A 21,615-nucleotide genomic window follows, 5' to 3' on the forward strand; every position below is an offset into this window, starting at 1 on the left:
CGGGCAGCCCGGACTCGCCGACCCACGGCCACGCAGACATGGCACCGCGGGGTGAGGCGGGCGGGTCAGGCTCGCTGTCCGATCGTGGGGCGGGCGGGGCGGCGGAACGCGGGCCGGGCACGCCGGGTGGTCGTGGTGTTGGTGTGCCGGGGGCGATTTCGGGGGTTTCCGTTGATCCGGCGGGCGGGCTTTCGGGGATGACTGTCGGGGAGTTGCGGGCGCGGATTCGGCATGCTGATGGGGTGCTGGCCGGCGTACGGGAAGAGGTGATCGGTGGGTCGTACGATCCGCTCGATGCTCTGCGGCGGATCGTACGGGCGGTCGTGGCGGTGGAGTCGGGGCGGGTGGGGGTGTTGCCGGCGGCCGCACTGCTCGCCGCGCGGGACGCGGTCGGACTGGCGGACGGGTTTGTGGTGACGCACCGGGGTGCGGTGGGCGGTGAGGCCCGGACGCGGCTGGCGGAGGCGGAGCGGTTGCTCGCGGCGGGGCCGGAGGAGCGTGTTGCGGCCGGGCTGCTGGCGCGGGCCGGCGTGGACCAGCGGCGTGCGCCTGGCGTGGGGCGGATGCCGGCGGCCAAACGCACGGTGACCGGCGATCGCGTCACCGCCGACACCCTCGCCCGGCACGCCCACGCACTCGCCGAACAGGACGTCCGTGTGCACGGCACCCCGATCGCCGGAGCCGCAGAACAGGAAATGGGCGTCGGCGGGGCCGTCCTCGGCGGGATTCTGCTGGGCGGCGCCCCGGACGGCGGCCCGCCCGCGAGCTTCGGCGGACCTCGCACCCGGGCCCGCCGAGGCGGCACAGCCGGCTAGACCGGCGCCCCGCCGACCCCTCAGAACAGGCTCAGCAACGCCTCCGCCGGATCCGCCAGCCCCGTTTCGCCGTCCGGCAGCGGGAGTTCGAACCAGACCGTCTTGCCGCGCGGGGTGCGCCGCGAGCCCCAGGCGGCCGAGAGGAGGCCTACGAGCTGGAGGCCACGGCCGCCCTCGTCCGTGTCGCGGGCGCGGCGGCGGCGGGGCTGGACCAGGCCGGAGTCCCAGACCTCGCAGACGAGCGTGCGGTCCAGGAGGAGCCGTAGCCTGATCTCGCCTTCGCCGTAGCGCAGCGCGTTGGTGACCAGTTCGCTCACCAGCAGCTCGGCCGTGTCGACCAGCGGCTCCAGGTTCCAGCTCAGCAGCTGCCCGCGCGCGTACTCGCGGGCGCGGCCGACGCTGCGGGGCTCGCGGGGGAGCGTCCAGTCGCCGACGGAATCGGCCGGCAGCCCCTGGACCCGGGCCATCAACAACGCGATGTCGTCCTCACCGTGGTGGGTGTCGAGGGTGTTGAGGACGTGGTCGCAGACGTCCTCCAGGGGATCGGAGGGGTCCGTCAGCGCGCCTACGAAGGCTTGCAGGCCCTCGTCGAGGGGATGATCGCGGGATTCGACCAGTCCATCCGTGTAGAGCGCCAACAGCGCACCTTCGGGTAGTTCGACCTCCACCTCCTCGAAGGGCTCCCCGCCGACGCCCAGCGGCATGCCCGGCGGGACGTCCAGCATCAGCGCGTCCTCGCCGGGCTCGACCAGGACGGGCGGCAGATGGCCCGCGTTCGCGAACGTGCAGCGGCGCGTCACGGAGTCGTAGACCGCGTACACGCACGTCGCCAGATACACCTCGGACAGGTCCGCCTCGCGGGGCCGGCGTGCCGCGCGGGTCGCCTGCTGGACGCCGCCCGGTGCTCCCAGGCCCCGCGCGATCTCGTCCAACGCGGAGAGGACCTCCGCCGGTTCGAGGTCCAGCAGGGCCAAGGTGCGGACGGCTGAGCGGAGTTCGCCCATCGCCACGGCCGCCCTGAGTCCGCGTCCCATCACGTCCCCGACCACCAACGCCGTACGGTGCCCCGGTAGTTCGATGACGTCGAACCAGTCTCCGCCCACCTCGCTGGGCCGGTCGGCCGAGGAGTTGCCGGGCAGATAGCGGCAGGCGATGTCGAGGCCGGACGCCACCGGGTCGCCCGGCGGGAGCAGGGACCGCTGCAGTATCAGGGCCCGTTCGTGCTCGCGGCGGTACAGCCGCGCGTTGTCGATGCAGACCGCCGCCCGCGCCGCCAGCTCCACCGCCAGCTCCCGGTCCCGGTCGCCGAACGGCTCGCTGCCCTTCGTACGGGAGAACTGCGCGAGTCCTACGACGGTGTCGTGGGCGACCATCGGGACGGCGAGCGTGGACTGGACGAGGCCGCCCTCCTCGGGCGGGACGCGCCGCGGCTTGGCGGTGCGCAGGGCGTCCGCACAAGGGGAGTTGAAGGGGTAGTGGTGGACGGCCCCGACGGCGACCTGTGTGCCGCCGCTGAGAAACGGCGCGTCGGAGACGGCGCTGGCGTAGGCGACCCGGCGCAGCGCCGCGCTGCCGTCGGCGAGCCCGGGCGGGGTCTCGTCGCCGGCCAGCAGGCCCTGGTAGAGGTCGACGGTCGCCAGGTCGCAGAAGCCGGGGACGACGACGTCGAGGAGTTCGCGGGCCGTGGTCTCCAGGTCGAGGGAGTTGCCGATCCGGGCGCCCGCTTCATTGAGAAGGGCGAGATTGCGCCGGGCCGCGGCGGCCTCGCGGGCGGCGGCGCGACGGGCGGTGATGTCGGTTCCGAGCCAGGCGATGCCGATGGGACGGCCGGTGCCGCTGTGCACGCGATAGAGGTTGATGGACCAGTGGCGGCGCTCGTCGGAGCCCGGCAGAAAGCCCGTGACATGCATGTCCGTGATGGTCTCGCCGGTCTCCAGGACTCGGCGCAGCACCGCGGTGACCCGTTCGGCCTCCGGCCGGGTCAGATAGTCGTGGACGCCACGGCCGCGGTGGTCGTCCGGGGTGCCACCGAAGGTGGAGGCGAACCGCTGGTTGGCGCGGCGAACCCGCAGGTCGGGGTCGATGAGCAGAAAGCCGAACGGAGATTGACCGAAAATCGACTGCGAGGCGGCGAGGTCGGTCTCGATCCGGCGCAGAGTGCGGACGTCCACGACGATGCAGACCGCGGCCTTCTCACCGTCCTCGGTGCGCGTCGGCATGACATAGACCTCGGCCAGGGCCTCGCCGCCCGCTCCGTCGGCCGTGTCCGGCTTCCGGAAGGGGATCACGCCGGTCCACTCCCGGCCGTCGAGGATCTCGGTCATCTTCCGCTGGCCCTGCTCACGCAGGTCGGGGTCGACGAACGCCTCGATGGGGTCCATGCCGAGGGCCCGCTCGGCGGGGATGCCGAAGAGCTGCTCGGCGCGCAGGCTCCACTGGTCGACGAGGCCGTCGGCACCGATGGAGAAGGACGCGACCTTGATGTAGTCGTAGATGGAGCCGGGCGGGCTGCTCTGCCACATGGCGTCACCGGGGGGTGTGTCGTCGGACGGCACGGCACCGAAAGACCTGTCGCCGTCGGGCCGCCCGGCGCCGGAGGCTCTCGTCGCGTCGGCCGCGGCGGCAGCCGCGGCCCCCGTCCTCGCGCCGCCCGACGGGTCCTTGGACTCCGTGGCCTTCGCTGGTATCTCGCTCACGCGAACCGTCCCCTCCAGCTCACCGCGCCCGGCACCGGTCACCGGGGGCGGCTGCCCGCAGTATCCAGCACTACGGCGCCACCTGACACGGTGTTCACGATCACAGCACGGTCCCGACGGTTTTCGGTCCGGACTGCGACAACACTTCCAGTCTTCTAACCAGCGGACACGTCGTCGAATCACGCGACGGGACAACCGCCACTGGCCTGAACCAGTCACCGGACAGTGCGTCCGCGGCTGTACACCCCGTCAGCCCGGTACCGCCAGTTCGAACCACACCGTCTTGCCCGCCTCGCCGGGCCGGGTTCCCCAGCGGCGCGAGGAGTGGGCGACGAGCTGGAGCCCGCGCCCGCTCTCGTCCTCGGGCCGGGCCTCACGCTCGCGCGGCGGGTCCGGGAGCGGGTCGGAGACCTCGACCAGCAGGACGTCCCGCCCATCCGCGCGGCGGATCAGGCGTACGCCGATGGGGCCGGTGGCATGCCGCAGGGAGTTGGTGACCAGCTCGCTGACCAGCAGGGCGGTGATGTCGGCGACGCTCTCCAGGTCCCACGCGTGCAGCCTGGCGCGGACCGCGGCGCGGGCGGCGCGTACGGCGCCGGGGTCCGCGGGAAAGGTCCACTCGGCGCAGTCGCCATCGGTGTCGATCACGCCGATCACTTCCCAGGCCTGCGAGCCCACGTGTGTCCGGTTTCATGGGGTTAATGGGCACATACCCGATATCCCGGCTGCGTTACCGCGTGCGGGGTGGGTTTAGCTGGGTGCGCCTAATAGCTCGGGGGTGATGCGTTGTCGTGCGGGTGCGAGGTTGTGGGGGCTGGTCGCGCAGTTCCCCGCGCCCCTTGGGTCAGTGCAGTCGGGCCTTGATTTCCTGCACCGCCGGTACGTCCTGGTCCAGCCACGGTACGTTCCACAGTTCCGCCGGAGTGAGCCAGCGCAGTTCGTCGTGGTCCTGGAGGGGCTTGGGGTCGGGGGAGCCCGGCAGTAGGCGGACTGTCCAGACCTGGAGGACGTACGGGGGTTTTAGGGGCCACTGGCCCGGCACCCGGTCGACCGTCTCCGTCTCGGCGCCCAGTTCCTCGCGCAACTCCCGGACCAGGGCCGCTTCCGGGGTCTCGCCCGGCTCCACCTTGCCGCCCGGCAGTTCCCAGCGGCCGGCCAGTTCGGGGGGTGCGCTTCGGCGGGCGGCCAGTAGGCGGCCGGCGTCGAGGAGTGCCGCCCCGACGACCACGATCGGTTCCGTCATGTGCGGGAGCCTACGGGAGGTGCCTGGTCAGTCGGTCGCGGCCGATCCGTTCTGCCCGATGCGCTCGACCCAGTAGAGCTGCTTGTGTCCGCGGGTGTCGAGGCTGTCGGCGATCTTCTGGGCCTCGGCCCGGGTCGCGTACCGGCCCACGCGGTAGCGATTGCCGTTGTCGTCCTGCCGTATGACGAGCCAGGGAAGAGTGATCGTGCTGTCGTTCATTCCGCCCCACCGCCCCTTCCCGCCCACGACCGCACGAGTCCTGCCCGCGGCCTGTGCCGTGCCCCGCCCGCTAAGGAAACCGCAATCCGCATATGCCTGAGCCTACGCCTAACCTTTACGCAGCGAATACGGCTTTTCACAAAGAGGTACGCAACCAGCCAAGACGCAGGGGGCGCACGACGACGAGTGCGCCGTGCGGACGTGTTCGCGCATCCGGTCAGCGACCTGCCACACCTGCCGGGGCGACCTGCGAGAACGACCGGATTCCAACGCCGGGTGGACCGGCGCCCGTTGGGCGGGGCCGGTCCAACTGCCGTGACGGCGTGCGCTACTTCACAGGAAGGTGATAGGCGACCCGGTAGCGGTCGGCCGGGACGACCACGTCGGCCGTCTCCACGGGGCGGCCCGAGGCGTAGTACGTGCGCGAGACGACCAGGACGACATGGCCGGGGACGCCGCCGAGAGCTAGCAACTCCTCGGCGAGACCCGGACGCGCGCCGACCTCCTCCGTCACGTTGTCCACGATCACGTCGATGGCGGCCATGCGCTCGACGACGCCCATGCCGCCGAGGGGGCCTTCCTCGGGCAGCATCACGGGGGTGCGGCCGGTGACGGCCAGCGGCTCCCAGGAGGTGGAGAGCATCATCGCCTCGCCGGCTTCCCGGAAGACGTACTTGGTGCACATCACGCGGTCCCCGGGCTGGATGGCGAGCCGCTCAGCGACGCCACGGCTCGCCTCGGCCTGCCGGCTGCTGGACTCCCAGGTGCCGCGCGCCTCGCCGTCGGCCTGCTCCTGCCGGAACGGGGTGGCACCTCCGGCGGGCCGGAATCCGGAGCGGGAGATACGGCGGGGCACGGGCCGCTCGCGCACATACGTCCCGGAGCCGGAGCGGCCCTCGACCAGGCCCTCGGCCATCAGCACCTTGCGCGCCTCCAGGGCGACGGTGTCCGAGACGCCGTACTCCTCGCGGATCCTGGCCTGTGACGGGAGACGGGTGTGCGGGGGCAGTGAGCCGTCGACGATCTTCTTGCGGAGATCACCCGCGACACGCAGGTACGCCGGCTGCTCACCGAATGTCACTGGCCGCTCCCATCAGGTTGTACAGACAGCAACAGCGTGGCAACCGTGGGTTGTCCGGTGCAAGCGAAGGCCAGAGAATCACTCGATGTGATGACGTAGCCGTCGGGAGGGCTTTACGCAGGCACTTTCTCCCCGCTATGGCCGCGATCACACCTCGATCCCGGCGTCTCCTCCCCCGCCGTCCGAGTCGCCGTCGTCGTAGTCGTACGACGGCACGGTGGTGGCCAGCCCCAGAGCCTCGCGCGCGGTGACCGACTGCTCCGGGGCGGTGAGTGCGTAGCCCTTGTCGTAGTGCTCGTAGAAGGTGTCCACGTCGGCGGCCTCGGCGGCTGCGGCCCACTCCTTTCTGGCGGCCTCCAGGTCCTTGACGAGCTCCCCGACCGGCGTCTTGGCGTCGGCGGGCCACGGGTGGTCGCGGAGCATCCCGGCCTGCTTCGTCAGCGCGTCCGCGACGCGTTCCGCCCACTTCTTGTGGCCCGGCAGGTCGTCCTCGACGTACTCCTCGGCGGGAGCGGCGTCCATGGCGGTGTTGAGGACGTGCGCCGCCTTCAGATACGTGATCTGGTCGTCGTCGAGTGTCGTCGCGTCGTTGCGCAGCGAGCCCGTCAGGCTGGTCGTGCCGTCGGTGTGGCCGAACACGCAGGTGATCTCGTGGTCGCCGAGCCGCCAGCTCTCCCTGGTCGGGGTGAGGTAGTAGACGTCGACGGTGTCGGGCAGGGCCCAGGCGTCCATCGCGTAACTGTCCTGGAGGGCATAGCACTTGTCGTCCGCGACCTGAGAAACCTTGTCGTCGCCCGGATAGGAGCCGCCGGGCATCTGCACGGCCGCGAACACCTCACCGTCGTGCCGGCCGGCGCAGGGCACGGAGTCGACGTCGTAGGTGAAGCCCTCGAGACCGCCGGGTGAGTTGAAGCAGTCACCCTTCGCCAGCGAGAGGCTCGAGTCGTCGCGCGCGCCCTCCTTGAAGCCCTCCCAGAACGCGGACGCGGCCCCGGTCGCCAACGACAGCGCCCACAGCGCCAGTCCGACCGAGGACAGCACCGACCCGGCGACCGCCATGCCCTTCCCGCGCTCGCCGCGCCGTTTGATCTGGCTCAGCGCGATCAGCCCGAGGACCAGCCCCACGCCCGGCATGAAGCAGAGCAGCCCGGTGACCAGCGAGCCGATGGCGACACCGTTGACCGGCGCCGGGCGGTTGAACGGCTGGTAGCCCTGCCCCCAGGGCTGGTACGGCGTCCCGTAGTACGGGCCCTGCTGATACTGCGGCGCCTGCGAGTACGGCCCGTAGGGCTCCTGCGGCTGGTGGGGCCCGGGGGGCGGAGGTATGGACACGGGTACCGTGCTCCTGGTTCAGGCGGCGGCGCGATGCGGGACTGATGCTGCGCGCATGGTAAGCACGCCGTCCGCACACCGCACCGCCGCCTGCTGCTTCACAGGTGGTCGATCAGAACTGCAGGGCCCAGGCGTCGATCCGCCCGGTGTCGATCGCCGCGTTGTCGCTGACCCGCAGCTTCCACGAGCCGTTCGCGACCTCCGAGGAGGCGTTCACGGAGTACGTGGTGTCGATGTTGTCCGCACTGCCGCCGGTGCCGTACGCCTTGAGGGTGTACGCCGTGCCGTCGGGGGCGATCAGCTGGACCTGGAGGTCGCCGATGTACGTGTGGACGATGTGCACCTCGACGGCGAGGGCGGCCGGCGCGTTGCCGGTGACGCCGGAGACGGTCAGCGGGGATTCGACGGTGGAGTTGTCGCTGATCGTGTAGTCGCCGGTGTTGTCGAAGCGCGGGCCCGGAGGAGTCGTCGTACCGCCGCCGACGTTGAGGAGGCGGTTGGGCGAGCCCGTGCCGGGGCTGGTGACGACTCCGGTCGAGGAGGCGTTCACCAGGGCCGCGGACACCTGGGCGGGCGTGGCCGTGGGGTTGTCGGCCAGGTGGAGCGCCGCCGCTCCGGCGACGTGCGGGGCCGCCATCGACGTACCGGAGATGGTGTTGGTGGCCGAGTCGCCGGTGTTCCAGGCGGAGGTGATGGACGAGCCCGGGGCGAACAGGTCCAGGACCGTGCCGAAGTTGGAGTAGCTCGCCTTGGCGTCGGACGAGGTCGTGGCGCCGACCGTGATGGCTTCCGTCACGCGCGCGGGGGACCTGGTGGAGGCGTTGACGGACTCGTTGCCTGCCGCGACGGCGAAGGTGACGCCGGAGGCGACGGCATTGCGTACGGCGGTGTCCAGGGCGGTGTCCGCGCCGCCGCCGAGGGACATGTTGGCGACGGCCGGCTTGACCGCGTTCTGGGCGACCCAGTCGATGCCGGCGACGACCTGGGCGGTGGTGCCCTGGCCGGAGTTGTTCAGGACGCGGACAGCGACGATCTTGGCCTTCTTGGCGACGCCGTACGCGTTGCCCGCGACCGTGCCGGCGACGTGGGTGCCGTGGCCGTGGCCGTCCTGGGCGACGTTGTCGTTGTCTATGGCGTCGTAGCCGTTGGCGGCGCGACCGCCGAAGTCGCTGTGGCTGATGCGGACGCCGGTGTCGATGACGTACGCCGTCACTCCGGTCCCGGCCGAATCCGGGTAGGTGTAGCTGCTGTTCAGCGGGAGCGTCTTCTGGTCGAGGCGGTCCAGGCCCCAGGAGGGCGGGTTGGGCTGGGTCGCCTCGATGCTGAAGGTGCGGTTCTGGACGACGGAGGCGACGGCCGGGTCTGCGGCGAGATGTTTCGCCTCGGTCTCGGAGGCCTCGATCGCATAGCCGTTCAGGGCCTTGGTGTACGTGCGCTCGATGTCGGCGCCGTACTCCTGGGCGAGCGCCTTGCCCTGGGCGGAGCCCGCCCGGGTGTCGGCCTTCAGCGTCACGATGTAGCTGTCGGCGACGGCGTTGGCGGCGCCTTCGTACTGGATACGGCCTTCGGGAGCGGCCGCGGCGGGGAGGGCGGAGACGAGGCCGGCGGCGAGTACCGCGGTGGCTGCCACGCTGATCGCGGCAAATCTTCGCCGGGTCTGACGCATCACTGCCATCTGAGGGATCCTCCTCAATCGGTGGTGCGTTGGTGGGGGGTGGTGCGCGTGTGCACGAAGCCAAGGCGAGGCGGGCATGATCATGTCAATTCCATTGCCGCGCCTGTGCGTCAGCCGAAAGATTGAGGCTTCCACAGGAATTGCACAAGACCCTGCGCACGGACGTAACAGAGGCGCCATACACCGGCCATGACACCTGGCGCACCGCCGACCGGTCAGGGGCGCTCGCGCTCGAGCACTTCCGTACACCGTCCCAGCAGTGCGACCAGCGCCTCGCGCTCCTCGTCCGTGAACGCGGCCCCGAGGGCTCGTTCCACGCGCACGGCCCCGGCATCCGCGTCCGCCAGGGCAGCGCGCCCCTGGTCGGTGAGACGGGTCTCCAGGACATTGCGGTGCCACTCGTGGGGGGTGCGGTCGATCAGAGCGCGGTCCTGGAGGTTCTTCAGGACGGTGTTCATGGTCGGGGGCGTGACGCCGCACAGGCGGGCCAGGGCGGCGGCGGAGATGCCGGGGTTGCCGTCGAGACAGAGCAGCGCGGCGTACTGCGCGACGGTCAGGCCCGCCGGCTTCAGCACCGCGGTCTTGGTCGCGTTGAGAGCCTGCTCGGTGCGCTTGATGTGCGAGCCGAGGCGTTCGGACGCGGGCATGGACGTCGTCATCCGCGCATCGTATCGGGCCCATCGGTAAGCCGTCGAACATGCATTAGCCCATTGACGATGATTAGAGCTCTAACTTACGGTCGTGGTCATCAGACAGTGAGAAGCCGAACCGAGAGGCACCCCTGTGTCCCGTTCGATCCACCGCCGTACGTTCCTCACCACCGCCACCGCACTGGGCGTTGCCGCATCCGTCCCGGCGGCGCGGGCCTCCGGTGCGGTCCGCGTCCGCACCGCCTTCGCCCTGCCGGACGACCGCGCCTACCCGGAGGGCATCGGGCTCGACCCGCGCACCGGCGAGGTGTACGTCGGTTCCTTCACCACCGGCGCTGTGTACCGGGCTGCCCCGGGTGCGCGGACAGCCGAGGTCTTCCTGCCTGCGGGAGCGGACGGCCGTACCACCGCCAACGGCCTGAAAGTCGACCCGGCCGGACGGCTCTGGGTGATCGACTCGTCTGCGGGAGTCGACGTCTACGACACACGCACCCGCGAGCTGCTCGCCCGCTTCGAGGTGCCGGGCGACGAGGCCCGCTTCGTCAACGACCTGGCGATCACGCCGGACGGCACGGTCTACCTGACCGACAGCACGCGGGCGTTGATCTACCGCGCGCCCCGCAGCGGCGCGACGCTGACCCCCTTCTGCGAGGTACCCCACACCCGGGTCGCCAACGGCATCGTCGCCACGGACCGTTGTCTGCTCGTCGTCGGCACGACCACGGGCGACCTGGTCCGGATCGACCTCGCCACCGGGACGGCGAGCCAAGTCACCTTGCGCGGCGGCGACTTGAAGCAGGGCGACGGACTGGAGCTGGTGCGCGGCACGCTCTGGGCCGCGCACAACACGACCAACACGATCAGCCGTTGGCGGCTCGCGGACGACGCTCGCTCGGCGCGGCTGGAGCGGACCTTCACGGACACCGCCCTGCAGATCCCGACCACGCTTGTGCGCAACCGGGGCCGGCTGCTGGTCGTGCGCTCGCAGTTCGACAAGGGCGGACCGTTGGGTCCGGGAGTGCCTCAGACACCGTTCAGTGTGGCCCGGGTCGAGGGGATCTAGTCGTCGAACGCCGTGGCCCGCGTCTGCTTCTCCCAGGCGGCGACGTCCTGCCGGACCTGGTCGAGGTGGTCCAGGACCGCGCTGACGCCGTCGTCGCCGAGGGGGAGCCGCAGCGGGGTGTGCTCGGCGTCCAGGGCGGCGCGGATGAGGGCCGCCGCCTTCGCCGGGTCGCCGGCCTGGGTGCCGTCACCGCCGGCGACGAAGCCGCGGGTCTGCTCGACCTTGGAGTACAGGCCGGTGTCCGAGCTGACCCCGGCCCGGCTGGGGTCGAACAGCGCGGTACGGAAGGAGCCGGGCTCGACGATCAGCACCTTGATGCCGTACTCCGCGACCTCGTCCGCCAGGCCCTCGGAGAGCCCCTCCAGCGCGAACTTCGTTCCGCTGTACGCCGAGAAGCCCGCGAAGGACATCTGCCCGCCCATGCTGCTCATCTGCACGATCGCGCCGGAGCGCCGCTCGCGCATGCCCGGCAGCACCGCGCGCGTAAGGGCGACGGGCCCGAAGACATGCACCTCGAACAGGTCGCGCAGCTCGTCCTCGGTGGTCTCCTCGAAGGCACCGACATGTGTCCGGCCCGCGTTGTTGACCAGGACGTCGATCCGCCCGTGACGCGCCAGCACATCCTGTACGGCGGATTCCGCGGCGCCCGTGTCGGCGACGTCGAGCCGGAGCGCCTCCACCTGGTCGGGGTGCGCGGCGACGAGGTCGGCCAGGCCCTCGGGGCGCCGGGCAGCGCCCACGACCACGTTCCCCGCGGCCACCGCCGCCTCGGCGATCGCCCGTCCGAACCCACTGGTCGCGCCGGTCACCAGCCACACCTTGTTCATGACGCCTCCTGGTTCATGGCCTTACCGGATCCGTCCTCGGATCCGTCTGCTTCCAGCTTGTGCGCTCTTCCGGTGGCGCGTCCAAGACCCTTCGTGATAGCCGATGGTTATGGCGACTTCGGACGTACACGGCCGCGACCTGCGCTATTTCGTGACGGTGGCCGAGGAACTGCACTTCACCCGCGCCGCCGAGCGGCTGTACGTCTCCCAGCCCGCGCTGAGCAAGCAGATCCGGGCGCTGGAACGGCAGTTGGGGGTGGAGCTGCTGCGCCGGGACCGGCAGGGCGTGGCGCTGACCGCGGCGGGCGAGGCGCTGCTGGAACCGGCCCGGCGGGTGCTCGCGGCGTGGGAGGAGGCCGCGGCGGCGGTGGAGCGGGCTAGGGCGGTCCAGCGCTCCACGCTGACCGTGGGGATGAGCACCAGTCCGGGCCGCGGCGGTCTGCTCCCGGCGATCCGCTCCCGCTTCACGGCCGCCCACCCGGAGACGGCCCTGCGGGTGCGGCAGGTCAGCTGGGAGGACCCGACGGCGGGCCTCGCGGACGGCTCGGTGGACGTCGCCTTCGTCTGGCTGCCCCTGCCCGACGCCGAGCGCTACGGGTGGACGGTGCTCGCGGAGGAACCCCGCCTGGTCGCCCTCCCCGACACCCACCCGCTCGCCGCCCGCACCGACCTGGCCTTCACCGACCTCCTCGACGAGCCCTTCCTCGCCCTCCCCCGCAGCGCCGGCGTCCTGCGCGACCACTGGCTCGCCCTCGACTCCCGCGCCGGCCGACCACCCCGCATCGGCGCGGAGATCGCCGGCACCGAGGAGACGTACGAGGCCCTGGTCGCGGGCCTCGGAATCTGCCTGATCGCCGAGGGGAACGCCCCTCTGATCACCCTGGGCGGCGTCATCACCCGCCCGGTGCGGGGACTGTCCCCCAGCCACTACGCCCTGGCGTGGCGACGGGAGGACGGGGAGCTGCCGCTGGTGCGGGGGTATGCACTGGCGTGCCGAGGGCTGACCTGAGGCCCCCTCGCGCTTGGCAATCCTGAGCAGGTTAATGGGCTCCCTCAGCTGCGCGAGGTGGTCTCCCTGACCCAGGGCAGCGCGAACCGTTCCAGCAGTACCAGGGCGAAGTAGAGCAGGATGCTCATCAGCCCGATCAGGATGATCGCCGCCCAGGCGGTGGCGGTGTCACCGACCCCGCCGGCCTGCACGATCACATAGCCAAGGCCGGACTCACCGGCCTGGAACTCGCCGATGACCGCGCCGATCGCGGCGAGCGGCATGGCCACCTTCAGCCCGACGAAGATCTGCGGCAGCGCCGCCGGCAGCCGTACCTTGCGGAACGCCTGCCAGCGCGAGGCGTCCAGTGAGCGCGCCAGCTCGGCCAGGTCCGCCGGGGTCGAGGTGAGGCCGGTCGCGGTGGACAGCACGATCGGGAAGAAGCAGAGCAGGAAGACCATGGTCAGGACCGGCTTCTGCCCCCACCCGAGCGCCCCCACCAGCAGCGGCCCGAGCGCGATCTTCGGCACCGCGTTGACGGCGACCAGCAGCGGCGTGAACATCCGCTCCAGGACCCGCGAGGCGGCCAGCGACAGCCCGATGACCACGGCGCAGACACTGGAGAGCACGAACCCGACCACCGTCTCCACCGTGGTGTCGCCGGTGTGGTCCAGGAACCGGGCCGGGGCCGCGCTGAACGCCGAGAGCACGGCACCGGGCGGCGGCAGCACGGCCGGATGGACTACCTCCAGCACCGACGTGAGCAGCCACCAGGCGCCGAGCGCGACCAGCAAACCGGCGAAGGGGAGCACCACGACGCCGGCGCTCGCCCTCCTGCCGGTGCGATCAGGCTTTGGGTACGAGGTCGAAGTCGATGATCTGTTCAGGGGTCATCCCTTCCGGCAGCGCGTCCGCGTCCTCCAGGAGCGCGATGCTCTTCGCGACCCGCCCGGAGTCCACCGTCCCCAGAGCCGTGCCGGAACCCTCCGGCCTGACGTACGCGGCCATCAGCTCCAACTCGGCAGCCGCGGCGGCCGGATTCGTGGCGTCCACGTTCCGCTTCAGGATCTCGGCGGCCTCCTTCGAGTGCGCCAGGCTGTACTCCAGGCCCTTGAGCAGCGCGGCGGTGAACCGCTGCACCATCTCCGGCTCCTGCTCGGCGAGCTTCTTGGACGTGATCAGCACGTTTCCGTAGAGATCGGGGATCACATCGCTGTACGGGAGCAGGACGGGCTTCTTCTTGGTCACCGCCTCGATGGTCGGCTCACCCACCACGAACTGGCCGATGCCGTCCACCGCGCCGCTGGCGAGCGTGCCCATCAGGGTCTGTGCGTCGCCGTTGACCCAGGTCACCTTGGCCGCGTCCACTCCGGCCAGCCGGGCGTACGTCGGGAAGAGGTTGCGCACGACCGAGCCGGGCGTGTCGGCGAGCCGCTTGCCCTCCAGGTCCTTGGGCTCGGTGATGCCGTTGCCCTCGGTGGAGGCGATCGCGGCCATGGTGCGCTGCTGGATGGCGGCCACCGCGACGAAGTCCTTCGCCTGGCCGCTGCCCATGTTCAGCAGACCGCCCGTCAGGTCGATCGGGCCGAACTGCGCCTGGCCGCTCACGACGGCCGGGATCACGCCGCCGGTGCCCTGCCCCGGCTTGATCTGCACGTCGAAGCCAGCCTCCTTGAAGTACCCCTTGTCCTTGGCGACCCAGGCGTACGCGTCCCGGCCGAAGTTGCCGAACGAGGTCAGGTAGGTCACCTTCCGCGGTGCCTTGGCGTCCGGGTCGTCACCGTCGTCGGAGTCCGAGCCGCCGCATCCCGACACCAGGGCCAGCACCGTGGCCAGGGCTACCGCGGCGGTCGTACGGGCGAAGCTGTTCATGCGCACAGTGAGGTCCTTTCCGACCGCCGGAGGGCATGACACTTCGTGCGGGCAACAGCGTACGAGAGCCGGGCAGTTGTGGAACTGGGCGTGCGGAATTCACCGGATTCACCGGTAGAACGACAGGTACCGCCGAGCGGCCAGTCCCGGGTAGCCTGACCGGGCGTCACGAACCGGCCGGCATTGCGATCGCCAGGGATAGTGCGGTCGCCAGGGATGGGGAGACCGCCGGATGATCAGACTCACCGGTGTGTCCCGGAGCTTCACCAGCCGGTCCGGTTCGACGGTGGCGCTTCAAGGCATCGACCTGCACATCGCCGAGGGCGAGTTCGTGGCGGTGGTGGGGCGGTCCGGGTGCGGCAAGTCCACCCTGCTGCGGCTGATCGCCGGGCTGCTGCCGGTCACCGAGGGCGAGATCACCATCGGCGGTGAGCGGGTCACCGGAGCCCGGCGGGATGTCGCCATGCTGTTCCAGCGGCCGGCCCTGCTGCCGTGGCGGTCCGTCCTCGACAACGTCCTGCTGCCCGTGGAGATCTTCGGCTGGAAGAAGGCCGAGCACCGCGACCGGGCGTACCGGCTGCTGGAGACGGCCGGGCTGAGCGGCTTCGAGAAGCACCGGCCGCACGAGCTCTCCGGTGGGATGCAGCAACGTGTGTCCCTGTGCCGGTCGTTGATGGGCGAGCCCCGGGTGCTGCTCATGGACGAGCCGTTCTCCGCACTGGACGCGTTGACCCGCGCGGAACTCGCGGTGGAGCTGCAACGCGTCCACATCGAGAGCTCCGCCACCGTCGTCTTCGTCACCCACTCGATAGACGAGGCCGTGCTGCTCGCCGACCGGGTGGTGGTGCTCACCCCGCGCCCGGGCCGGATCCGCAAGGTCGTCGACATCGGCATCCCCCGGCCGAGGACCCTGGGCCGCACCGCGTATCTCGACGAAGTGGCCCGCTGCACCGCCGATCTGCATGAGCTGCTGATGGAGCAGGACGTGCCCACGCCGGCCGAGACGGAGGGGCGATGACCCTGCGGATCTGCGTCTTCACCGAGCCGCACCGCGGCGCCGACTACGACGACCAGCTGCGCTTCGTACAGCTCGTCGAGGCCGGCGGCTTCGAGGGCTTCTTCCGGGCCGACCACTTCCAGGCGATGGGCGACGATCCCGGGCTGCCCGGCCCGACCGACGCCTGGCTCACGCTGGCCGCGCTCGCCCGGGAGACCTCCCGGATCCGGCTCGGCACCCTGGTCACCTCGGCCACCTTCCGGCTGCCCGGCCCGCTCGCCGTGATGGTGGCGCAGGTCGACCAGATGAGCGGCGGACGGGTCGAACTCGGCCTCGGCGCCGGGTGGTACGAACGGGAGCACACCTCGTACGGCATCCCGTTCCCGTCCGTCCGGGAGCGCTTCGACCGGCTGGAGGAGCAACTGGCGGTGATCACGGGGCTGTGGCGGACACCGGTCGGCGAGAGCTTCACCTACCGCGGCGACTACTACCAACTGCTCGACGCGCCCGCCCTGCCCAAGCCCGTGCAGATGCCGGCCCCGCCGGTCATCGTCGGGGGGCGCGGCCCTCAGCGCACCCCGGAGCTGGCCGCCCGGTACGCCGACGAGTTCAACATGCCCTTCAAGTCGGTGGCCGAGACGGCGCGGGCGTACCGGCGGGTCGCCGAGGCCTGCGACCGGACCGGCCGGGCCGGCGCCGGACGGCCGCCGCTGGTGCTCTCGGCCGGGGTCGTGGCCGCGATCGGCCGTACCGACGCGGAGGCGCGGCGGCGGGCCGCCCCGCTGCACGTCAAGAGCGCGCTGCCACCGGAGGACCCGGTGATCGGGTCTCCGGCCCAACTCGTGGACCGGCTCGGCGAGTTCTCCGCGATCGGCGCGAACCGCGTCCATCTGCGTCTGATCGACTTCAGCGACCTCGACCACCTTGAACTCATCGCCGGTGAGGTGCTCCCGCAGCTGGACCCCATGCCCCGTGTGTAGGGTTCCGCATGGGGGCAGCGGGCGAAGGGCGCGCTGTGCAGGGGCGGTTGGGGGTCCCGTGGCGACGAACAGCGAGCGTGCCCGGTTGGTGGCGACGGAGGACAGCCACCGGGTGACACCGGCGGAGCTCTTCTTCGACCTGGTCTTCGTGTACGCCATCACCCAGGTCACCGCCCTGATGGCGGACGACCCGAGCGCGCTGCGCCTGCTCGGCGGAGTGGTCGTACTGGCGCTTCTGTGGTGGTGCTGGTGCTCCTTCGCCTGGCTGGGCAACGTGGTGCGCGCCGATTCGGGCGCGATGTTCACGGTGCTGGTGGCCGTGATGGCGGTCGTCCTGATCGTCTCCCTGGCGGTCCCCGAGGTCTATGCCGACGCCCCCGGCGGAGTGCCGACCCCGTTGCTCTTCGTCCTCTGCTACGGCACCGTCCGCGTCCTGCACCTGGTCACGTACTGGCTCTCCGACCCCGGCGACCAGACCCTGCACCGCGTCCTGCGCCGTACGGCCCTCCTCTCGGTGGCCCCGCCCTTCGCCCTGCTCCTGGTGGGCACGGCGTTCACGGGCGTACCCCGGATCCTGATCTGGCTGGCGGCGGTGGCCTTCGACTACCTGGCCATCTTCGTCACGGGCAAGTCCGGTTGGCGGGTGTCGTCCCCCGGCCACTTCGCGGAACGCCACGGGCTGATCGTGATCATCGCCCTGGGCGAGTCGATCGTGGCGATCGGCGTCGGCGTGACCGGTTTCCCCCTGAGCGGCCCGACCGTCGGCGCCGCGGCCGTGGGCCTGTTCCTGGCCGCGGGCCTGTGGCACCTGTACTTCCGCCAGGTCGCCGACTCCGCCGAACACCGTCTGACGACGTTGACGGACGACGACCGCACACGCCTGGCCCGCGACGTGTACACCTTCCTCCACCTGCCGCTGGTGGCGGGCGTGGTCATCACGGCCCTCGGCATGAAGAAGACGCTCCAGCAGATCGCCGACACGGACCACTACGACCTGGCTGAGCCCTTGCACGGCGTGGTCGCCTGGGCCCTGCCGGGAGGCGTCGGGCTGTTCCTGCTGGGGGCGGCCCTCATCGTGCTCCGCACCTCGAACCGCCGTTCCCCGGCGCTCTTCGCCGCATCCGCGGTCTGCCTGGCGGCGGGGCCGCTGGTCACCCTGATTCCCTCGTTCGTCGCGTTGGGGTTGCTTGCGGGCGGGGTGACGGTGCTGGGCCATGCCCACCGCCGCTGAGCGCTCCGCGGGAAGTGCCGCGATTGGCTGTCGGTCATCCGCGGGACCGTTGTGGCTGGTCGCGCAGTTCCCCGCGCCCCTTCGGGGCGCTGCCGCCGGCGTCCGGCATGGCGGGCAGTTCCTGTTTCAGCGTGTAGCGGTTGCCGAAGGGGTCGCGGAAGGCGGCGAAGATTCCGCCGATCCCGGTCTCCGGGGGTTCGTCGAAGGTCACGCCGTGTCCGCGCAAGGTCTCGTAGACCGTCGTGATGTCCTCGCACTCCAGGACGATGCGTGAGGCGCCGCCGGGGCGGTCGTCGAGTTGGTCCCACCAGGTGTACGGGACCAGCGGTATGTCGGATTCCGGTGGGGCGAGTTCGATCCAGCGGCCGAGGGAGCCCAGCGGTTCGTCGCAGCGCTTTTCCATGCCCAGGACGTCCACGAAGAAGCGCTCCGCGGCATCCAGATCGGTGACGGGGACGGAGATCTTGCCGATCCTGGTGATCACGGAGGCTCCTCCAACAGGGCTGCGGGACAAGGGGATTGAGTTCCGGCCCATGGCATGAATCCAAGCCTCGGGGGCCCGTGTCAAGAGGAGCGGCCCGAGTCGGCCCGAGGGGTGATGCGCGCATCGTCCCGCGGGCAGCGGGGGCTAAGCCCTGAGGGCGGCGCACAGCGCCAAGCGGTGTCCCGCGGTTGAGGCGATGTCTGTCACTTCGGTGGACGTGCTGGGCAGGGGCCCGCGGTTAGCGTCCCGTCTCGTACCGGAAATACCACGCGAGGGGGCGCGATGACGGACGGTTCAGTGGACCTGATACTGCGCGAGTGCCTGGCGGAGGCGGGAATCACGCTGGGCCCAGGCGACGAGTCGTACACCCTGTCCGACCTGGCGATCGACTCACTGGCGCGGCTCGGCATGGCGACGCTCATCCAGGACCGCTACGGCACGGATGTCGAGGACCGGCTCACGGCCACGATGACCGTCGCCGAGCTGCGCGGGCTGATCGCCGAGGCGGTCGCGGCCGGCGCCGAGCGAAGCGGAGCCGCGTGATGGCATCGGTGGAGAACGTCTTCGAGGTGGCCGCACCCCTCGCCTTCGTCTGGAACCGGCTGAACGACGTCCGCTCCTGGCCGACGCTGTTCACCGAGTACCGGAGCGTGGAGGTGCTGGAGGAGGAGGCCTCCGCGATGGTCTTCCGCCTCACCATGCATCCCGATGAGAACGGCAGGACCTGGTCGTGGGTGTCCCGGCGGGAGTGGGACCGGGCCGCCCGGACCGTACGGGCCCACCGGATCGAGACGGGGCCCTTCGAGTACATGCGGTTGCTGTGGACCTTCGAACCGCTGGAGGAGGACAGCACCCGGGTCACCTGGCACCAGGACTTCCGCATGCGCCCCGATGCCCCGCTCGACGACGCGGCCATGACGGCGCGGATGAACAAGAACATGCCCGAACAGCAGCGCATCGTCGCGCGCCGGATCGAGGCCGCCCGCCGGGCCGTGCAGACCTTCGACGGCACCAAGGCGCAGCGGGCCCGCGGCGGGGACATGCGGACGACGCTGTCCCCCGCGACGGTCGGCTGCGCCACCGGGATATCCGGCATCGTGCGGCTCGCCCCCGGCGAACAGGTCGACGAGCACTACCACCCGTACTCCGAGGAGCATCTGCACCTCACCGAGGGCCGGGTGGTGGTCGACCTGGACGGTGAGCCGGTACCCCTGGAGGCGGGCTCCTCGCTGCTGGTACCGCGGTTCGCCCGGCACCGGGTGCGCAACCCGCACGACGGGGGCGCCGCGCTCGTCTTCGCGCTCAGCCCCCTCGCCCCGCGCCCCGAGCTGGGGCACGTCACCACCGAGAGCGCGCCCGCCGCGGAGGTGTCCGCGCGGTGACCCGGCGCTGCGTCGTGACCGGCATCGGAGTGGTCGCCCCGGGCGGGACCGGCCGGGAGGAGTTCTGGTCCCGGGTGGTCGCCGGGGAGCCCGCCACCCGCCGTATCTCCAGCTTCGACCCCACGCCGTTCCGCTCCCGGGTCGCCGCCGAGATCGACTTCGACCCGGTGACCGCCGGGCTGAGCCACCGGGACGCCCGGCGCTTCGACCGCTTCACCCTGCTGGCGCTCGCCGCCTGGGCCGAGGCCCTGGCCGACAGCGGATGGGAGCCCGGCGCCGGGGATCCGGACCGGACCGGGGTCAGCCTCGGCACGGCCGTGGGCGCGACGATCCGCCTGGAGCAGGAGTACGTCGCCGTCAGCGACGGCGGCCGGGAGTGGACCGTCGACGGCCGCTACGCCCTGCCCTTCCTGTACGACGCGCTCGTGCCCAGCAGTTGTGCCGCCGAGATCGCGGCCAGGACGGGGGCCGCGGGGCCGGTCGGCACCGTCTCCACCGGCTGTACGTCCGGTATCGACTCCATCGGCGCGGCCTACGAGCTGGTCGTCGACGGCGCCGCCGACCTGATGGTCACCGGGGCCTCGGACGCGCCGATCTCGCCCATCACCGTGGCCTGTTTCGACGCCATCCGTGCGACCACCCCGCTCAACGACGAGCCGGCCCGGGCCTCCCGGCCGTTCGACGCCACCCGCCAGGGATTCGTGCTGGGGGAGGGCGCCGCCGTGCTGGTCCTCGAGGAGCTGAGCCATGCGCGCGCCCGCGGCGCCCGCGTCTACTGCGAGATCACCGGGTACGCGGCGCGCGCCAACGCCTTCCACATGACCGGGCTGCGACCCGACGGCACGGAGATGGCGGAGGCGATCCGGGAGGTGCTCCGAGTCGCCCGGGTCGACGCGATCGACCTCGGTTACGTCAACGCGCACGGGTCGGGCACGCGGCAGAACGACCGGCACGAGACCGCGGCGTTCAAGAAGGCGCTGGGCAGCGCGGCGTTCGACGTGCCGATCAGCTCCATCAAGGCCGTCGTCGGCCACTCGCTCGGCGCGATCGGCTCGCTGGAGACCGCCGCCTGTGCGCTGGCGATCCGCGACGGTGTCGTACCGCCGACCGCCAATCTTCAGGCGCCGGACCCCGAGTGCGACCTGGACTACACGCCCCTCACCGCCCGCGAGACGCGGATCGACCACGCGCTGTCGGTGGGCAGCGGATTCGGCGGGTTCCAGTCGGCGATCCTGCTGTCCCGGTTCACGGGGGTACCGGTATGAGCGCCGGACAGCGTACGGCCACGGCGCGCCGCCCGGCCCGGGAAGCGGACGGCCGTGTCGTGGACGCCGTCATCACCGGCATCGGCATCGTCGCCCCCAACGGAGCCACCGCCCCCGAGCAGTGGGCGGCGACCGTGGAGCGCCGTAGCGGGCTGTGCCGGCTGCCCGACGAACTGGCCGGGGGATCCGGGGTGCGGGTCGCCGGGGTGGTGGGCGCCGGGTTCGACGCCGACCGGCGGATTCCGCAGCGGTTGCGCGTGCAGACCGACAAGTGGACGTGGATGGCGCTGGCGGCGGCCGAGGAGGCGGTGGCCGACGCGGGTCTCGAACGCGCCGACCTGGATCCGTACCGCATCTCGGTGCTGACGGCGGCCTCCGGCGGGGGAAACGAGTTCGGGCAGCGGGAGTTGCAGGGGCTGTGGCGGGAGGGGCCCAGGAAAGTGGGCGTCTACCAGTCCATCGCCTGGTTCTACGCGGCCTGCACCGGTCAGATCTCCATCCGCCACGGGTTCAAGGGGCGCTGCGGTGTGGTGGTCGCCGACCAGGCAGGCGGGCTCGTCGCCGCGTACGACGCGCTGGGCCTGCTGCGTCGCGGCGGTGCCGATCATGTGCTTCTCGGTGGTACCGAGGCACCGCTCACGCCGTACTCGCTGGTCTGCCACGCCTCCCGGGGCGACGCGGCCACCGGGGAGGACCCGCGGACCGTGTACCGGCCCTTCGGCGGCGGCACCGGCCCGGTGTTCGGCGAGGGGGGCGCCCTGATGCTGCTGGAGACCGCGGACGCGGCCGAGCGCCGGGGCACCGCACGCCGGTAC

General features: G+C 71.4%; 22 protein-coding genes. 10 read left to right on the forward strand and 12 right to left on the reverse strand.

Going from position 1 to position 21,615, the window contains the following annotated elements; genetic code table 11:
• The first annotated feature begins 197 nt into the window (after positions 1-197).
• Positions 198-815 (forward strand): hypothetical protein, encoded by a 618-nt coding sequence (locus ACTWQO_RS45910; RefSeq protein ID WP_443243350.1) that lies wholly within the window; start codon positions 198-200, stop codon positions 813-815.
• A 20-nt stretch (positions 816-835) separates the two neighbouring features.
• Here ACTWQO_RS45910 and ACTWQO_RS45915 read toward each other — a convergent pair whose 3' ends face one another.
• The 8 genes from ACTWQO_RS45915 to ACTWQO_RS45950 all read right to left on the reverse strand — a co-directional run bounded on the left by ACTWQO_RS45915 (position 836) and on the right by ACTWQO_RS45950 (position 9,720).
• A complete protein-coding gene (locus tag ACTWQO_RS45915) occupies positions 836-3,511 on the reverse strand; it encodes a SpoIIE family protein phosphatase (protein WP_443243351.1) in 2,676 nt (891 codons plus the stop codon).
• Positions 3,512-3,760: 249 nt separating this feature from the next.
• Positions 3,761-4,189 carry an ATP-binding protein gene (locus tag ACTWQO_RS45920; protein WP_443243352.1) on the reverse strand — a complete coding sequence of 143 codons (429 nt, stop codon included), beginning with the start codon at positions 4,187-4,189 and terminating at the stop codon, positions 3,761-3,763.
• Positions 4,190-4,355: 166 nt separating this feature from the next.
• Positions 4,356-4,754 (reverse strand): (deoxy)nucleoside triphosphate pyrophosphohydrolase, encoded by a 399-nt coding sequence (locus ACTWQO_RS45925; RefSeq protein WP_443243353.1) that lies wholly within the window; start codon positions 4,752-4,754, stop codon positions 4,356-4,358.
• A 27-nt stretch (positions 4,755-4,781) separates the two neighbouring features.
• A complete protein-coding gene (locus ACTWQO_RS45930) occupies positions 4,782-4,973 on the reverse strand; it encodes an SPOR domain-containing protein (RefSeq protein ID WP_443243354.1) in 192 nt (63 codons plus the stop codon).
• A gap of 328 nt (positions 4,974-5,301) precedes the next feature.
• The gene (locus tag ACTWQO_RS45935; protein WP_443243355.1) at positions 5,302-6,054 is read right to left on the reverse strand and encodes a GntR family transcriptional regulator; all 753 of its coding nucleotides are present in this window, start codon (positions 6,052-6,054) and stop codon (positions 5,302-5,304) included.
• Positions 6,055-6,201: 147 nt separating this feature from the next.
• Positions 6,202-7,386 carry a DUF4190 domain-containing protein gene (locus tag ACTWQO_RS45940; protein WP_443243356.1) on the reverse strand — a complete coding sequence of 395 codons (1,185 nt, stop codon included), beginning with the start codon at positions 7,384-7,386 and terminating at the stop codon, positions 6,202-6,204.
• A gap of 112 nt (positions 7,387-7,498) precedes the next feature.
• The gene (locus ACTWQO_RS45945; protein WP_443243357.1) at positions 7,499-9,061 is read right to left on the reverse strand and encodes a S8 family peptidase; all 1,563 of its coding nucleotides are present in this window, start codon (positions 9,059-9,061) and stop codon (positions 7,499-7,501) included.
• Positions 9,062-9,276: 215 nt separating this feature from the next.
• Complete coding sequence (locus tag ACTWQO_RS45950; protein WP_443243358.1) at positions 9,277-9,720, reverse strand: MarR family winged helix-turn-helix transcriptional regulator; 444 nt, start codon at positions 9,718-9,720, stop codon at positions 9,277-9,279.
• Positions 9,721-9,844: 124 nt separating this feature from the next.
• Between ACTWQO_RS45950 and ACTWQO_RS45955 the strand changes: the two genes are divergently transcribed.
• Complete coding sequence (locus ACTWQO_RS45955) at positions 9,845-10,774, forward strand: SMP-30/gluconolactonase/LRE family protein (protein ID WP_443243359.1); 930 nt, start codon at positions 9,845-9,847, stop codon at positions 10,772-10,774.
• Here the strand turns inward: ACTWQO_RS45955 and ACTWQO_RS45960 are convergent.
• Positions 10,771-11,601 (reverse strand): oxidoreductase, encoded by an 831-nt coding sequence (locus ACTWQO_RS45960; RefSeq protein WP_443243360.1) that lies wholly within the window; start codon positions 11,599-11,601, stop codon positions 10,771-10,773. The two genes, ACTWQO_RS45955 and ACTWQO_RS45960, sit on opposite strands and share 4 nt — an antisense overlap.
• Before the next feature lie 109 nt (positions 11,602-11,710).
• On the opposite strand from ACTWQO_RS45960, the gene ACTWQO_RS45965 reads away from it, so the two are divergent.
• The gene (locus ACTWQO_RS45965; RefSeq protein ID WP_443243361.1) at positions 11,711-12,610 is read left to right on the forward strand and encodes a LysR family transcriptional regulator; all 900 of its coding nucleotides are present in this window, start codon (positions 11,711-11,713) and stop codon (positions 12,608-12,610) included.
• A 44-nt stretch (positions 12,611-12,654) separates the two neighbouring features.
• On the opposite strand, the gene ACTWQO_RS45970 is transcribed toward ACTWQO_RS45965, so the two are convergent.
• Together ACTWQO_RS45970 and ACTWQO_RS45975 are read right to left on the reverse strand one after the other, a co-directional pair.
• Positions 12,655-13,404 (reverse strand): ABC transporter permease, encoded by a 750-nt coding sequence (locus ACTWQO_RS45970; protein WP_443243362.1) that lies wholly within the window; start codon positions 13,402-13,404, stop codon positions 12,655-12,657.
• 31 nt (positions 13,405-13,435) lie between these two features.
• Positions 13,436-14,461, reverse strand: coding sequence for an ABC transporter substrate-binding protein (locus ACTWQO_RS45975; RefSeq protein ID WP_443243363.1), 1,026 nt, complete (start codon positions 14,459-14,461; stop codon positions 13,436-13,438).
• Between the two features lie 232 nt (positions 14,462-14,693).
• Between ACTWQO_RS45975 and ACTWQO_RS45980 the strand changes: the two genes are divergently transcribed.
• From ACTWQO_RS45980 to ACTWQO_RS45990, 3 genes are read left to right on the forward strand one after another with little or no spacing between them, the layout of a single operon-like run.
• The gene (locus tag ACTWQO_RS45980) at positions 14,694-15,479 is read left to right on the forward strand and encodes an ABC transporter ATP-binding protein (RefSeq protein ID WP_443243364.1); all 786 of its coding nucleotides are present in this window, start codon (positions 14,694-14,696) and stop codon (positions 15,477-15,479) included.
• On the forward strand, positions 15,476-16,438 hold the full coding sequence (locus ACTWQO_RS45985; protein WP_443243365.1) for an LLM class F420-dependent oxidoreductase: 963 nt from the start codon (positions 15,476-15,478) through the stop codon (positions 16,436-16,438). Before ACTWQO_RS45980 ends, ACTWQO_RS45985 begins: the two co-directional genes overlap by 4 nt.
• A gap of 58 nt (positions 16,439-16,496) precedes the next feature.
• Positions 16,497-17,669, forward strand: a complete 1,173-nt coding sequence (locus tag ACTWQO_RS45990) for a low temperature requirement protein A (RefSeq protein WP_443243366.1) — start codon at positions 16,497-16,499, stop codon at positions 17,667-17,669.
• A gap of 34 nt (positions 17,670-17,703) precedes the next feature.
• Here ACTWQO_RS45990 and ACTWQO_RS45995 read toward each other — a convergent pair whose 3' ends face one another.
• A complete protein-coding gene (locus ACTWQO_RS45995; protein WP_443243367.1) occupies positions 17,704-18,153 on the reverse strand; it encodes a VOC family protein in 450 nt (149 codons plus the stop codon).
• A 282-nt stretch (positions 18,154-18,435) separates the two neighbouring features.
• Here ACTWQO_RS45995 and ACTWQO_RS46000 point away from each other — a divergent pair, with 282 nt between their 5' ends.
• The 4 genes from ACTWQO_RS46000 to ACTWQO_RS46015 all read left to right on the forward strand — a co-directional run.
• Positions 18,436-18,696: a phosphopantetheine-binding protein gene (locus ACTWQO_RS46000; RefSeq protein ID WP_443243368.1), complete on the forward strand. Its 261-nt coding sequence runs from the start codon at positions 18,436-18,438 to the stop codon at positions 18,694-18,696.
• Positions 18,696-19,535: an SRPBCC family protein gene (locus tag ACTWQO_RS46005; RefSeq protein ID WP_443243369.1), complete on the forward strand. Its 840-nt coding sequence runs from the start codon at positions 18,696-18,698 to the stop codon at positions 19,533-19,535. The genes ACTWQO_RS46000 and ACTWQO_RS46005 overlap by 1 nt, the downstream gene beginning before the upstream one ends.
• Entirely contained in the window at positions 19,532-20,800 is a 1,269-nt protein-coding gene (locus ACTWQO_RS46010) for a beta-ketoacyl-[acyl-carrier-protein] synthase family protein (protein WP_443243370.1), read from the forward strand. The genes ACTWQO_RS46005 and ACTWQO_RS46010 overlap by 4 nt, the downstream gene beginning before the upstream one ends.
• Positions 20,797-21,615: beta-ketoacyl synthase N-terminal-like domain-containing protein (locus tag ACTWQO_RS46015; protein ID WP_443243371.1), on the forward strand; the 819-nt coding region annotated here is incomplete at its 3' end. The genes ACTWQO_RS46010 and ACTWQO_RS46015, both read left to right, overlap by 4 nt.

Source organism: Streptomyces sp. 4N124, from assembly GCF_052245395.1.
Taxonomy (GTDB): domain Bacteria; phylum Actinomycetota; class Actinomycetes; order Streptomycetales; family Streptomycetaceae; genus Streptomyces.